The organism is Cupriavidus sp. UGS-1, from assembly GCF_021213615.1.
Taxonomy (GTDB): Bacteria; Pseudomonadota; Gammaproteobacteria; order Burkholderiales; family Burkholderiaceae; genus Cupriavidus.
Genome location: NZ_JAJQJF010000029.1, coordinates 1 through 13,661 on the forward strand (window position 1 = coordinate 1; position 13,661 = coordinate 13,661).

Sequence of the window (13,661 nt, forward strand, 5' to 3'; positions counted from 1 at the left end):
GGCCGCGCGCGGCCGCACGCCGCGCCGCCAGCGCGGCCTCTTCGGGCGTGCCGGACAGATCGGCGGAGAAGGGAACGGTGTCGGGCGCGGCGCCGCCTTGCCAACGGCGCATCGCCTGTTCGCGCGCGATCGCGCTCGGTGCGATCTCGTTGGATTCGACGGCCCGTGCGCGCAGATAGCCGCCGGCGCTCAGGCTGCGCTTGGTGCCGGCGTTGGTGCCGGCGTTGGTGCAGGCGTTGGTGCCCGCGTTGCCGGTGTCGGCGTTTGCGTCGGGGCTGGCGTGGGTGCCGGTATCCGTGCCGGCATCGCGGCCGGCATGCTGCGGCCCGGCCTCGCGCCGGGCGTCTTCGGGAAGTTCGGGATGGTCGGCGTCAGGCGCGGGTGCCATGCAGACAGACCCAGCCTTCGTCGCTGCGCCAGACGCTCAGCGGCAGCCACGGCGCGTAGGCGGCGGCGACCTCGTCGGCCTGCCGTTCGAGCACGCCGGACAGCACCAGCCGGCCCCCCGGCCGTACGCGCGCGCTCAGCATCGCGGCCATCAGCTTCAGCGGGTTGGACAGGATATTGGCGACCACCAGGTCATGGGTCGCGGTGCCGGTGGAGGCAGCCAGTGCCGCGGCCTCGTCCGGCAGCGCGAAGGTCGCGCTGACGCGGTTGCGCTCGGCGTTGTAGCGCGAGGCCTCGACGGCGTTCGGATCGATATCGACGCCCAGCGTGTCGCCGGCGCCGAGCTTCCTGGCGACGATGGCCAGGATGCCGGAGCCGCAGCCATAGTCGAGCACGGTCTCGCCCGGCCTGAGGTTCTGCTCCAGCCACTGCATGCACAGCCGCGTGGTCGGATGGCTGCCGGTACCGAAGGCGAGGCCCGGATCGAGCTCCAGCACGACGGCGTCGGGGTCGGGCGCATCGTGCCAGGACGGCACCACCCAGATGCGCTCGCCGATCCGGATCGGTTCGAACTGCGACTGCGTCAGCCGCACCCAGTCCTGGTCCTCGACGCTGCGCACGACGCTGGCGGGTACCGCGCAGCCCAGCGCGTTGGCCGCGGCGGCCAGCACCAGCGCCGGTTCGGTGTCCTGATCGAACAGTGCGACCAGCCGCGAGTGCTGCCATGCCAGGCGGGTCGGTTCCATGCCCGGCTCGCCGAACAGCGGCTGCTCATCGGGCGTGTCGGCGTCCGCGTCCTCGACCGAGACCGACAGCGCACCGAGCTCGAACAGCGCGTCGGACCAGGCCTCGGCCTGATCCTGGGCAGTCTCGATTACACATTCCTGAAATGCCACGCGCTTTCCCCATGCTGGCCGCCTGCCGTGGTGGGCGGGGCGGCCGTCAAACTGCCGTTACCGCGGTTACTGCCATTACCGCCATTGCTGCCATTGCTGCCTGGATTGTCCGGGCCGTCTCAGACCTTCTCGCCCTTGGCCACGCTCTTCTGGGCCAGGCGGTGCTCCAGATAGTGGATGCTGGTGCCGCCTTCGACGAAGTTGGCGTCGAGCATCAGCTCGCGGTGCAGCGGCACATTGGTCTGGATGCCGTCGACCACCATCTCCGACAGCGCGATCCGCATGCGGGCGATCGCCTGCTCGCGGGTGGCGCCGTAGGTGATCAGCTTGCCGATCATCGAATCGTAGTGCGGCGGCACGAAATAGCCATCATACGCGTGCGAATCGACCCGCACGCCGGGGCCGCCCGGCGCGTGCCAGGCGGTGATGCGGCCCGGCGACGGCGTGAACTTGAACGGATCTTCGGCGTTCACGCGGCATTCGATCGCGTGGCCGCGGAACTGCACGTCCTTCTGGCGGTAGCGCAGCTTCTCGCCGAAGGCGATGCGGATCTGCTCCTGCACGATGTCGATGCCGGTGATCATCTCGGTCACCGGATGCTCGACCTGCACGCGCGTGTTCATCTCGATGAAGTAGAACTCGTTGTTCTCGTACAGGAATTCGAACGTGCCGGCGCCGCGATAGCCGATCTTCTTGCAGGCATCGGCGCAGCGGTCGCCGATCCGCTCGATCAGGCGGCGCGGAATGTGCGGAGCCGGCGCTTCCTCGATGACCTTCTGGTGGCGGCGCTGCATCGAGCAGTCGCGCTCGCCCAGCCAGATCGCCTGGCGATGCTGGTCGGCCAGCACCTGGATCTCGATATGCCGGGGGTTCTCCAGGAATTTCTCCATGTAGACCTCCGGATTGCCGAACGCGCGGCCCGCTTCCTCGCGCGTCATGTTGACGGCGTTCAGCAGCGCGGCCTCGGTGTGCACCACGCGCATGCCGCGTCCGCCGCCGCCGCCGGCCGCCTTGATGATGACCGGATAGCCGACCCGGCGCGCGGTGGCCAGGATCTCCTTCGGATCCTCGGGCAGCGCGCCCTCGGAGCCCGGCACGCACGGCACGCCGGACTTGATCATCGCCTGCTTGGCCGACACCTTGTCGCCCATCAGCCGGATGCATTCCGGGGTCGGGCCGATGAAGACGAAGCCGGACTTTTCCACGCGTTCGGCGAAGTCGGCGTTCTCCGACAGGAAGCCGTAGCCCGGGTGGATCGCCTGTGCGTCGGTGACCTCGGCCGCCGAGATGATGGCGGGCATGTTGAGGTACGACTGGGGGGAGGGGGCCGGGCCGATGCAGACCGCTTCGTCGGCCAGCTTGACGTACTTGGCCTCCTTGTCGGCTTCGGAATAGACCACCACGGTCTTGATGCCGAGCTCGCGGCAGGCGCGCTGGATGCGAAGGGCGATTTCGCCGCGGTTCGCGATCAGTATCTTTTCGAACATAGTCTCTCTCTGCGCAGCGGAAAGGGCGGTCACGCCGGGGGGCGGGCAATGGATGCCGCGTCGCGACCGGCGGCCGGTGCCGCACGCCGCCACGCGAAACGCCCGCATCGTGCGGGCGTGGACAGCGTGTGGGCCGGGCGTGCCGTCCTCAGAATCAGCCGATGACGAACAGCGGCTGGCCGTATTCGACTGCCTGGCCGTTCTCGACCAGGATTTCCTTGATCACGCCTGCCTTGTCGGACTCGATCTCGTTGAGCAGCTTCATCGCCTCGATGATGCAGACGGTCTGGCCTTCCTTGACCGTGTCGCCGACGTTGACAAAGGGCGCCGCGCCGGGCGACGGCGCGCGATAGAAGGTGCCGACCATCGGCGAGGTCACGACGTGGCCCTGGGGCAGCTGGGGCGCGGCCGGTTCGGCGGGGATCGCGGCGGGCGCGGCGGCCGGTGCCGGCGCGGCGGCGATCGCCGGGGCGGCCTGCATCGGCATCGGCTGGGCCATCACCTGGGGCGGTGCCTTGACGATGCGCACCTTGCCTTCGCCCTCGGTGACCTCCAGCTCGGAGATGCCGGATTCGGCCACCAGGTCGATCAGCGTCTTCAGCTTGCGCAGGTCCATCTTCTATCCTCCTGAATCGGGTTGTCCGGCACCGCCGCGATGGCGGGGGCCCGGAGAAAATCGTTGCGGCCGGCAATCGCGCCGCCGCGCCGGGCACGCGGGGTAGCCGGCGAGGGCGCGCACACCGGCGCGCGCCATGGGTACTGTGTCTGTTTCTGATTCGACGCGGGGCTCAGGCCCCGGGCGGCGCCTGTTCCTGCCCGAGGGCGTAGTCCAGCGCCAGCAGATAGCCCTGCCAACCGAGCCCGCAGATCACGCCGACCGCCAGATCGGAAAAATAGGACCGGTGGCGGAAGCTCTCGCGGCGATGCACGTTCGACAGGTGCACTTCGACGAACGGTATCGACACGCCCGCCAGCGCGTCGCGCAACGCCACGCTGGTGTGCGTGTAGGCGGCGGGATTGATGATGATGAAATCCACACCCTGCTCGCGCGCGGCATGGATACGGTCGATCAACGCACCTTCGTGGTTCGACTGGAACGTCGCCAGTCCGATGCCCGCGGCGGCAGCGCGCTGCCCGAGCGCGGCATCGATGTCGGCCAGCGTGGTCGTGCCATACGTCTGCGGCTCCCGCGTGCCCAGCAGGTTCAGGTTCGGTCCATGCAGGACCAGTACCTGACGGTAGCGGGCGGCGCTAGGGCTTGGACGGATATCGGTCACGGCAGCTCGACCAGTTCTACGAAATTGCGCGGAGATTACCGTAGCTTAGAGGGATTTGTCTAGCACACGGTACAAGGCGGATCCGCGAATCCCGCCTTGGAGGGGTACGATGCACCGCATTTGAGGGCGTCAGACCCGTTAATCGCCGCGTGCCGCACCATTTGGCCACAATTGCGGGCCGGTTCGCCGCAGAAGCCGGCAAAACCGCGCCGGCCGCACACGTCGGCAGGCCGGGCTCATGATCCCTTGGGCAGCACGGCGCGCAGCTCATCGGGCATCACGCGTCCCATCTTGCGCATCCGCACCACACCTTCCGGGTCGATCACCACCGTGTAGGGCAGGCCGCCGGCGGCGTTGCCGAAGCTGCGGGTCAGTTCGGTGCCGGCGAATCCCGCCACGGCCAACGGGTAGGCGACCGGCACCTTCTGGACGAACTCGCGGATATTGCTGGCCGAATCGATGCCGATGCCGACAAATTCGACGCCGCGGGACTGGTATTCCTTGTGCAGCGCGGTCAGGTCCGGCATTTCTTCGACGCAGGGGCCGCACCAGGGCGCCCAGAAGTTGACGACCACGGTCTTGCCCCGCAACGCGTCCATCCGGATCGGCTTGCCGTCCGCATCCGGCAGCTCGATGCGGTACAGCGCCTCGACGGCCTGGTCGCTGGCCGGCTGCGGCGAGAAGACGCGGCTACCGACGACCGCGCCGGCGATCGCGGCGGCGACGGCGATCGCCAGCCAGAACAGCAGACGGCCGCGCCGCGCCGGTTGCGGTGCGGAAGGCGGGGTGGTGGAGGTCGACGAATCGGCTTTCATGAAGGCCTCGAGCAGGGAAGAGGAATGTTGGCGCCGGTTTGCTGCGCTATTGGCGCCATTTCTATTTAGATGGTGTCGCCGTCGGCAGTCCTGTCGTCCGCGGCTGCCTCATCCGCCGAGAGCAACGTGCGCAAGGCGTCCTCGTCGATCCGCAGCGGCCGGCCCCCGGCCTCGCCGCGCGCGCCGCGTTCGTCATTGGCGTCGTACAGCGCAATATGAATGCCGACCGGTGCGCCAAGTTCGGCGCGCACCTCGCCGGCCAGCAGGCGCGCCTCGCGCTGCGCCGGCCATTGGCCGCGCCACAGGAAGCTCAGCGTCTCGACCTCGCCCTTGTTGGCGAAGTGCCGCGTCTCGCTGGTCTCGAAGTCGACGCCGGCATTGAGCAGATGCAGCGCGACGTCCTTGGGGCTGTCGCAGAAGCATTGAAGGTGGATGTCGGAGTGCTCGGTGGCGGTGCCGTTGAGCACGGCGCCCGCCAGATAGGGGCGGAAACCGGCCAGATCCTGCATCGCCAGCAGCGCCACGCGGCGCAGCAGCGCGACGATGCGCGGCTGGCTGTCGGCATGGAACAGCGCCTGATAGGCGCGGACCTCGTCCTCGACCATCTCGTTGTCGGGCAGCCAGTCGCCGGCGATGCGCACGTCGCCCAGCAGCTGGCGGGCGGCCTTGCGCTTGGCGGTGGCGTAGTCGGCGCCATCCTCGGCGATCATCCGGGCGGCAGCTTGGGCGATCTCGTTGCGCAGGCGCGCCGGATCGATGGAGGTACGTCGTGACATCCCACGATGATACCCGCTGCCGCCGAGGCCCGGCTCGCACGGTACAATGCGGCACTGCGGCACTGCGGCACGGTGCGGTCGCGCCGATGACCCTGTCCACTGCGCCATCGAGGCCGGACATCGCTGCCCGCCGACGCGCCACCGTCAAGCCATCGTCAAGCCGCCGTCGAGCCCGCAAGGGCCTTCGCCGCGGGCTCGCGCCATCAACCCTCGCTTTCCATCCGGCTGTTCACCGATCCCCATGCATATTCATATCCTCGGTATCTGCGGCACCTTCATGGGCGGCCTTGCCGTGCTGGCCAAGCAGGCCGGTCACCGCGTCACCGGCTGCGACGCCAATGTCTATCCGCCGATGAGCACGCAGCTCGAGGCCCAGGGGATCGAATTGATCGAGGGCTTCGATCCGGCCCAGCTGTCGCTGGAGCCGGATCTGTTCGTGATCGGCAACGTGGTCTCGCGCGGCAATCCGCTGATGGAAGCGATCCTGGACCGCAACCTGCCCTATGTGTCCGGCCCGCAATGGCTCGGCGAACATGTGCTGCGCGGCAAGTGGGTGCTGGCGGTGGCCGGCACGCATGGCAAGACCACGACGACCTCGATGCTGGCGTGGATCCTGCAGGACGCCGGCTACGAGCCCGGCTTCCTGGTCGGCGGCGTGCCGCAGAACTTCGGCGTGTCCGCGCGCGTCACGCCGTCGGACTTCTTCGTGATCGAGGCCGACGAGTACGACACGGCCTTCTTCGACAAGCGCAGCAAGTTCGTCCACTACCGGCCGCGCACCGCGATCCTGAACAATCTGGAGTTCGATCACGCCGACATCTTCCCCGATCTTGCCGCGATCGAGACCCAGTTCCATCATCTGGTGCGCACGGTGCCGCGCCAGGGGCGGCTGCTGGTCAATGGCCTGGAAGAGAGCCTGGCGCGTGTGCTCGAGCGCGGCTGCTGGAGCGAGGTCGAACAGTTCGGTACCGGCGACTGGCGCGCCAGCGATGCCGCCGAGGCTGCCGCGGCGAACCCGGGGCTGGATGCCTTCGACGTCTGGCACGGCGAGACCGTGGTCGGCCGCGTGCAATGGACGCTGCAGGGCGTGCACAACCGCATGAACGCGCTGGCGGCGATCGCGGCCGCCCGCCATGTCGGCGTGCCGCCCGCGCAGGCGATCGATGCGCTGAGCCGCTTCGCCAACGTCAAGCGCCGCATGGAAGTGCGTGGCGTGGCCGGCGGCGTCACCGTCTACGACGACTTTGCCCACCATCCGACCGCGATCCAGACCACGCTCGACGGCCTGCGCCGGCGCGTCGGCGCGTCGCGCATCCTCGCGGTGCTGGAGCCGCGCTCCAATACCATGAAGCTCGGCGTGATGAAGGCGCAGCTGCCCGCCAGCCTGGAGCTGGCCGACCTGGTGTTCGGCTATGGCGCGCCCAGCGGCAAGGACGCGCTGGGATGGGACCTGGCCGAGTCGCTGGCGCCGCTGGGCGAGCGCGCCGCGGCCTTCGACGACCTGGAGGCGCTGGTCGCGGCGGTGCGTGCCGCCGCGCGGCCGGGCGACCATGTGCTGGTGATGAGCAACGGCGGCTTCGGCGGCGTCCATCAGAAGCTGCTGGACGCGCTGGCGGCGCCGGCCAGGGGCTGAGCGGAGCGGCGCCGATGCTGTTGTATCTGCACGGATTCCGTTCGTCACCGCGCTCGTTCAAGGCGCAACTGGTGCAGCAGCGCCTGCGCGAGCGCGGCCTTGGCCGCTACTACGCCTGCCCGATGCTGGATGTGTCGCCGGCTCGGGCGATCGAGCAGGCCGAGGCCGCGATCGCCGCGGCCCGCCAATCCAGCGATCGGCCGCTCGCCGTCGTCGGCTCCTCGCTCGGCGGCTACTACGCGCGTTGGCTCGGCGAGCGGCACGGCTGCCCCACGGTGCTGCTGAACCCCGCCGTGCATCCGTGGACCGATCTCGAGCGCCACCTCGGCGAGCAGCCGCTGTGGCATGGCGGCGGTTCGGTCAAGGTCGAGCGCCGTCATCTGCAGGAACTGCTGGACCTGCGCGTCGACACGCTGCGCCATCCGGAACGTTTCTATTTGATCGCCGCGACCGGCGACGAGGTGCTCGATTACCGCGAGATGGTGGCATCCTGCCCTGGCGCGCGCATCCGCGTGATCGAAGGCAGCGACCACGGCATCAGCGAGTTCGCCGACTATGTCGACGAGGTGCTGGACTTCTGCGGCTACGGCAACACCGCGGACGGTGGCAAGGAGAACGGAAAAAGGCCAGGCGGCAAGGACGGCGCCGATGCCTGACGTTTGCGCGGCGCGCGTGCGCCGCTGTGCCTGGAGCGGGCATCTGCCGTTCGATGCGGCGCTGGGCGCCAACCTGCGCCGCTGGATCACCGGCGAAGGTTCGCTGACCGCGCGGCTGATCAGCGCCTCGTCGCGCTTTCGCGTCAGCAAGCTGTCGCAGCGGATGGAGCGTCCGCTGGCCGACGAATGGCACACCTTGGGCCTGGGCGCGCCGCTGCCGGTGATCGCCCGCGATGTGCTGCTTGTCTGCGACAACACCCCGGCCGTGTTCGGCCACACCATCGTCCACCCGCGCCATGCGCGCCGCGACTGGCCATTTCTTGGCGGACTGGGCGACCGGCCGCTGGGCGGCGCGCTGTTCGTCGACCCGCGCGTGCGCCGCGATCCGTTCGAATTCGCCCGCCTGCTGCCGCATCATCCGCTGGCGCAGCGGCTGCGCCGCGCGCTGCCCGGGTTCGGCGACGAGCTGGCGGCGATGATGTTGCCGGCGCGGCGTTCGGTGTTCCGGCGTGGCGCCGGCGTGATGCTGGTGACCGAGGTGTTCCTGCCCGACCTCGCCACGCGGCCCGCGCCGCGCACCGCGACCGGCATGCCGGTGCCGATGCGTCCGCCGCGGTAGACGCGGCGGCGCGCCGGGACAAAAAACGATAACGACAGCCAACCCCACTACCACGAGAACACTACGATGAAACTTCAGGGACGGATTGCCATCGTCACCGGCGCCGCCGCCGGCATCGGCTTTGCGACCGCGCGGCGCTTCGCCGCCGAGGGCGCCATCGTGATCCTGTGCGACGTCAACGCCGAGCGCGTGCGGGAGGCCGCCGCGCAACTGGCCGACGTTGGCCCGAACGGCGCCGCCGTCCGCGCGCACCAGGTCGACGTGACGCAGCGTGAGCAGGTCGACGCGATGGTCGCGGCGACGCTGGCCGAGCACGGGCGGATCGACATCCTGGTCAACAATGCCGGCATCACCAAGGACGCGCGGCTGGTCAAAATGACCGAGGCCCAGTTCGACGCGGTGATCGACGTCAACCTGAAGGGCGTGTTCCATTGCGCGCAGGCCGTCGCCGGTCCGATGATCGAGCAGGGCCGCGGCGTGATCCTGAACGCCTCCAGCGTGGTCGGCCTGTACGGCAATTTCGGCCAGACCAATTACGCGGCCAGCAAGTTCGGCGTGGTCGGCTTCACCAAGACCTGGGCGCGCGAGCTCGGGCCCAAGGGCGTGCGCGTCAATGCGGTCTGTCCGGGCTTCGTCGCCACCGAGATCCTGCAGACGGTACCCGACAAGGTGCTCGACGGCATGAAGCAGGCCTGCTGGCTGGGCCGGCTGGCCGAGCCCGACGAGATCGCCAGCATCTACGCCTTCCTTGCCAGCGACGACGCCAGCTATATCAACGGCACCGCGATTGAGGCCAGCGGCGGCATGTCGATCTGAGGGCGCGATTCTGCGTCGCTCGCCCGGCGCCGCCGACACGTTTTATTGCGTGGCCGGGCAGGCGGCCGCGCGAGCCCGGTACGGTATCATTGACGACCGGCCGCCGCCGCGTGCGCGGCCGACGACCCCCCCGCCCGGCATGCGCCGGGCGGTGACGCTTATCCATTTCCGAGGCGGGCAGCGCGCCTTGCCGACGCCCGGTTTCCGGCATATCTGAAAGACCCGATCCCATGCAGTTGTTGTTCGAGGAAGGCGGCGAGATCCGCGCCGGTACCGTGCTGAACCAGCAAGGCGAGGCCTATCAGGTCGAATTGCCCGCGGGCAAGCGCACCAAGGTCAAGTCGCGCGACGTGCTGCTGCAGTTTGCGCAGCCGAGCGCGGCCGAGCTGCTGTCGCAGACCGCGGCGCTGACCGGCGACATCGACCTCGATTTCCTGTGGGAATGCGCCCCCGAGCAGGAGTTCGGCTTCACCGAACTGGCCGCCGAGTACTACGGCGCGACGGCCAGCCCCGCGCAGCAGGCGGCGCTGGCGATGGCGCTGCACGGCAATCCGGTCTACTTCCGCCGCAAGGGCCGGGGCCGCTACCAGCGCGCGCCCGAGGACCAGCTGAAGGCGGCGCTGGCCGGGCTCGAGCGCAAGCGCCAGCAGGCGCTGATGCAGGCCGAATACGAACAGCAGCTGAAGGCAGGCACGCTGCCCGAGGCGTTCCGTGGCAAGGTGCTGACGCTGCTGTTCAAGCCCGACAAGAACAGCCTCGAATACAAGGCGCTCGATGCCGCCTGCACCGCGCTTGGCAAGTCGCCGATGCGGCTGATGATCGAGGTCGGCGGCGTGCCGAACGCGCGCGCGCTGCACGAGGCCCGCTTCCTGTCGGAATGCTTCCCCAAGGGCACCGGCTTCCCGGAGGTCACGGTGCCCGAGCCTGCTGGCGACCTGCCGCTGGCGCCGGTCCAGGCGTTCTCGATCGACGACGTCACCACCACCGAGATCGACGACGCGCTGTCGGTGATGCCGCTGGACGAGGGGCGCCTGCGCATCGGCATCCATATCGCGGCGCCGGGGCTGGGCATCCGCCGCGGCGATCCGCTCGATGCGATCGCGCGGCAGCGGCTGTCGACGGTCTACTTCCCCGGCGACAAGATCACGATGCTGCCCGATGCGGTGGTCGAGCGCTACACGTTGCAGGAAGGGCGGCAGTGCCCGGCGCTGTCGCTGTACGTGATCTACGACCCGGCGGCGCAGCAGATCCTTGCCAGCGAGACGCGCGCCGAGATGGTCCAGATCGCCGCCAATCTGCGCCACAACCTGCTCGACGAGGTGGTGACCGAGGCCGCGCTGACCGAAGGCAGCGGCGACTATCCGTTCCGCGACGCGCTGACCGCGCTGTGGGGCTTTGCCAATTTCCTCTACGACGAGCGCCAGCGCGCGCGCGTCGCCAGCGGCCTGCGGCCCGAATCGCACAGCCGCGCCGACTACAGCTTCTATCTGGACGAGCAGGACGACGGCAGCCAGCGCGTGCGCATCGAGCAGCGCAAGCGCGGCTCGCCGCTGGACAAGATCGTCGCCGAGCTGATGATCCTGGCCAACAGCACCTGGGGCAAGCTGCTGGCCGACCACGGCGTGCCGGGCATCTACCGCACGCAGAAGGCCTGGGGCATGCACCGGACCCGCATGCAGACCTATCCGGCACCGCATGAAGGCCTGGGCGTCGCGCAGTATGCGTGGAGCACGTCGCCGCTGCGCCGCTATGTCGATCTGGTCAATCAATGGCAGATCATCGCGGCGGCCCAGCACGGGATCACCGCCAAGCTGGTGGCGCCGTTCAAGCCCAAGGACGCTGACCTGCTGGCCGCGGTCGCCGATTTCGAAGGCACCTATGCCGCCTATGCCGAGCACCAGTCGACGATGGAGCGTTACTGGTGCCTGCGCTGGCTCGCGCAGGAGAAGCGTGAGCGCATGATGGCGACCGTGCTCAAGGACGGCGCGGTGCGCTTTGCCGAGATCCCGCTGGTCACGCGCGTGCCCGAACTCGCGCAGGCCGCGCGCGGCACGCAGGTGCTGCTCGAGATCGCCGGCACCGACGAGCTGACGCTGGAAGTCAGCTGCCGGGTGCTGGAAGTGTTTGCCGGCGAGGGCGAGCTGCCCGCCGAAGAACTCGAAGGCGACGAGGAATCGGCCGAGGTCTCCGCCGAAGCCGCCGCCGAGGTCGCGGCCGAGCAGATCGCGCAGGAGGCCGCCGAGCAGGGCGCCGAGACGGTGCCGGAGACGGTGGACGGTGCCGGTGCCGAACCGCCGGCCGAAGCCATCCCCGACGACAGCGCCGACGACAGCGCCGATGGACGCGACGGCGCTGCCAAGAGCGCCGGCAACGGCGGTCCCGCTGCCTCCTGATCCCGGCCCGCCGTGAACCTCCGTCGCGCTTTCCGCCAGTGGTGGCAAGGCAGCAGCACGATGGCCAGGGCCGTCGCGATCTCGCTGGCCGTCCATGCGCTGCTGCTGGCGGTGCGATTCGGCGCGCCGGAGGCCTTCGAGATCAAGCGCAGCGATACCGCGCTCGACGTGGTGCTGGTCAATGCCAAGTCGGGCCAGCAGCCGCTCAAGCCGGCCGCGCTGGCCCAGGCCGATCTCGACGGCGGCGGCGACCATCAGCAGCAGCGCGCCACGACCCCGCTGCCGTCGCAGCCGGTGCCGCGTGAGGGCGATCTGGTGCGCCAGGTGCAGCGCCGCGTCGATCTGCTCGAAGCGCGCCAGCAGCGGCTGATGACGCAGCTGCGCGAGAGCGCGCCGCCGGTCCACAGCCAGCCGCTGCGTCCGGGCGAGCGCCGTCTCGATACGCCGGCGCGCGGGCAGGACGAGCACGATTCGCTCGACGAGATGGCGCGGCTGGAGGCCGAAATCGGCCGCAATCTGGAACACTACGCGCGCCGGCCCAAGCGCCACCAGATCACCGCGACCAGCGCCCAGCAGGTCGTCTACGCCCGCTACTACGACCGCCTGCGCAAGACGATCGAGGCGCGCGGCACCGCCGACTTTCCGCGCCGTGGCGGCCAGCCGCTGTATGGCGAGCTGATCGTGGCGATCAACGTCGACCGCCATGGCCGGCTCGGCTACGAGCGCGGCGGCTATCGCGTCGACGGCGTCGAGCTGGTCAAGAGCTCGGGCAACGCGGCGCTGGACCGCCAGGCCATCGCGATCGTGCGCGCAGCGGCGCCGTTCGGCGAGTTCTCGCCGGAGATGCGAGCCCGCTACGATATTCTCGAAGTGATTTCGACGTTCAAGTTCTCGCGCAGCGGGCTGGAAACCCGGCTGCAATCCCGCTAAATGGCCGCTAAATGACTCGGATCGCGGACCGCAAGCCCGATCGCGCCTTGTCAGCAGATTGAAATGACTACGCCTACCCAGATGCCCAACGCAGACCTCGCCGTGGACCGCTATGCCGTGGTCGGCAACCCGATCGCGCACAGCCGCTCGCCACAGATCCACGCCGCCTTCGCGCGCCAGACCGCGCAGGCGCTCAGCTATGAACGGCTGCTGGCGCCGCTGGACGGGTTTGCCGGCACCGTGCGCCAGTTCTTCGCCGAGGGCGGCCAGGGCCTGAACGTGACGACGCCGTTCAAGGTGCAGGCCTTCGAACTGGCCGACCGGCTGACGCCCGGCGCCGAGGCCGCCGGCGCGGTCAACACGCTGTGGATGGAGGACGGCCTGCTGCACGGGGACAACACCGACGGCGTCGGCCTGGTGCGCGATATCGTCGATCGCCTCGGCGTCGAGCTCGAAGGCCGCCGCATCCTGCTGCTGGGCGCCGGCGGCGCGGCGATGGGCGCGATGCTGCCGCTGATCGATTGCCGGCCCGACCGCATCGTGGTGGCCAACCGCACGGCCGATCGCGCCAGCGAGATGCTGGAGAACTTTGCCGAGGCGGCCGGCGAGGCCGGCGTCGAACTGTGGGGCGGTGGCTTCGATGCGCTGGCCGGGCTGTCGGAGGAGGACGGCTGCGAGGTGGTGATCAACGCGACCGCCGGCAGCCTGCAGGGCGAGGTGCCGCCGGTACCCGAGGCGCTGCTCGGCGACGGCGTGCTCGCCTACGACATGATGTACGGCGCCGAGCCGACCGTGTTCCTGCGCTATGCGGCCGCGCAGGGCGCGCGTACCGCCGACGGTCTCGGCATGCTGGTCGAGCAGGCGGCGCAGGCCTTCTATCTCTGGCGCGGCGTGCATCCGGACACCGCGCCGGTGCTCGACGAACTGCGGGCGCTGCTGCAGCAGGAAGCGCAGGCCGGACGCTGATTGCCGCGCC

13 protein-coding genes and 1 pseudogene are annotated in these 13,661 nt (G+C 69.5%); 7 read left to right on the plus strand and 7 right to left on the minus strand.

What is annotated here, in order from left to right:
• The 7 genes and pseudogenes from LRR16_RS23665 to LRR16_RS23695 all read right to left on the minus strand — a co-directional run.
• Window positions 1–388: pseudogene (locus LRR16_RS23665) on the minus strand (hypothetical protein); the annotation flags it as partial.
• Window positions 372–1,283, minus strand: coding sequence for a 50S ribosomal protein L11 methyltransferase (prmA, locus tag LRR16_RS23670; protein WP_232207286.1), 912 nt, complete (start codon window positions 1,281–1,283; stop codon window positions 372–374). The gene prmA and the pseudogene LRR16_RS23665, both read right to left, overlap by 17 nt.
• Before the next feature lie 119 nt (window positions 1,284–1,402).
• Entirely contained in the window at window positions 1,403–2,770 is a 1,368-nt protein-coding gene (gene accC / locus LRR16_RS23675; RefSeq protein WP_006579042.1) for an acetyl-CoA carboxylase biotin carboxylase subunit, read from the minus strand.
• Between the two features lie 154 nt (window positions 2,771–2,924).
• A complete protein-coding gene (gene accB, locus LRR16_RS23680; RefSeq protein WP_064577379.1) occupies window positions 2,925–3,386 on the minus strand; it encodes an acetyl-CoA carboxylase biotin carboxyl carrier protein in 462 nt (153 codons plus the stop codon).
• A gap of 172 nt (window positions 3,387–3,558) precedes the next feature.
• On the minus strand, window positions 3,559–4,038 hold the full coding sequence (aroQ, locus tag LRR16_RS23685; RefSeq protein ID WP_043442635.1) for a type II 3-dehydroquinate dehydratase: 480 nt from the start codon (window positions 4,036–4,038) through the stop codon (window positions 3,559–3,561).
• Window positions 4,039–4,283: 245 nt separating this feature from the next.
• Window positions 4,284–4,862 carry a TlpA disulfide reductase family protein gene (locus LRR16_RS23690; RefSeq protein WP_064577380.1) on the minus strand — a complete coding sequence of 193 codons (579 nt, stop codon included), beginning with the start codon at window positions 4,860–4,862 and terminating at the stop codon, window positions 4,284–4,286.
• A 65-nt stretch (window positions 4,863–4,927) separates the two neighbouring features.
• Window positions 4,928–5,638: a UDP-N-acetylmuramate--alanine ligase gene (locus tag LRR16_RS23695; protein ID WP_232207287.1), complete on the minus strand. Its 711-nt coding sequence runs from the start codon at window positions 5,636–5,638 to the stop codon at window positions 4,928–4,930.
• 241 nt (window positions 5,639–5,879) lie between these two features.
• Between LRR16_RS23695 and mpl the strand changes: the two genes are divergently transcribed.
• From mpl to aroE, 7 genes are all read left to right on the plus strand, one after another.
• Window positions 5,880–7,271, plus strand: coding sequence for a UDP-N-acetylmuramate:L-alanyl-gamma-D-glutamyl-meso-diaminopimelate ligase (gene mpl / locus LRR16_RS23700; protein ID WP_232207288.1), 1,392 nt, complete (start codon window positions 5,880–5,882; stop codon window positions 7,269–7,271).
• A 14-nt stretch (window positions 7,272–7,285) separates the two neighbouring features.
• Window positions 7,286–7,927 (plus strand): YqiA/YcfP family alpha/beta fold hydrolase, encoded by a 642-nt coding sequence (locus LRR16_RS23705; protein WP_006577328.1) that lies wholly within the window; start codon window positions 7,286–7,288, stop codon window positions 7,925–7,927.
• On the plus strand, window positions 7,920–8,546 hold the full coding sequence (locus LRR16_RS23710; protein ID WP_064577383.1) for a chorismate lyase: 627 nt from the start codon (window positions 7,920–7,922) through the stop codon (window positions 8,544–8,546). The genes LRR16_RS23705 and LRR16_RS23710 overlap by 8 nt, the downstream gene beginning before the upstream one ends.
• 66 nt (window positions 8,547–8,612) lie before the next feature.
• On the plus strand, window positions 8,613–9,362 hold the full coding sequence (gene fabG / locus LRR16_RS23715; protein ID WP_064577384.1) for a 3-oxoacyl-ACP reductase FabG: 750 nt from the start codon (window positions 8,613–8,615) through the stop codon (window positions 9,360–9,362).
• A 230-nt stretch (window positions 9,363–9,592) separates the two neighbouring features.
• Window positions 9,593–11,755, plus strand: a complete 2,163-nt coding sequence (locus LRR16_RS23720) for a ribonuclease catalytic domain-containing protein (RefSeq protein WP_232207289.1) — start codon at window positions 9,593–9,595, stop codon at window positions 11,753–11,755.
• Window positions 11,756–11,815: 60 nt separating this feature from the next.
• Window positions 11,816–12,685: an energy transducer TonB gene (locus tag LRR16_RS23725; RefSeq protein WP_006577332.1), complete on the plus strand. Its 870-nt coding sequence runs from the start codon at window positions 11,816–11,818 to the stop codon at window positions 12,683–12,685.
• Between the two features lie 81 nt (window positions 12,686–12,766).
• Window positions 12,767–13,651, plus strand: coding sequence for a shikimate dehydrogenase (aroE, locus tag LRR16_RS23730; RefSeq protein WP_232207296.1), 885 nt, complete (start codon window positions 12,767–12,769; stop codon window positions 13,649–13,651).
• Window positions 13,652–13,661: the final 10 nt, after the last annotated feature.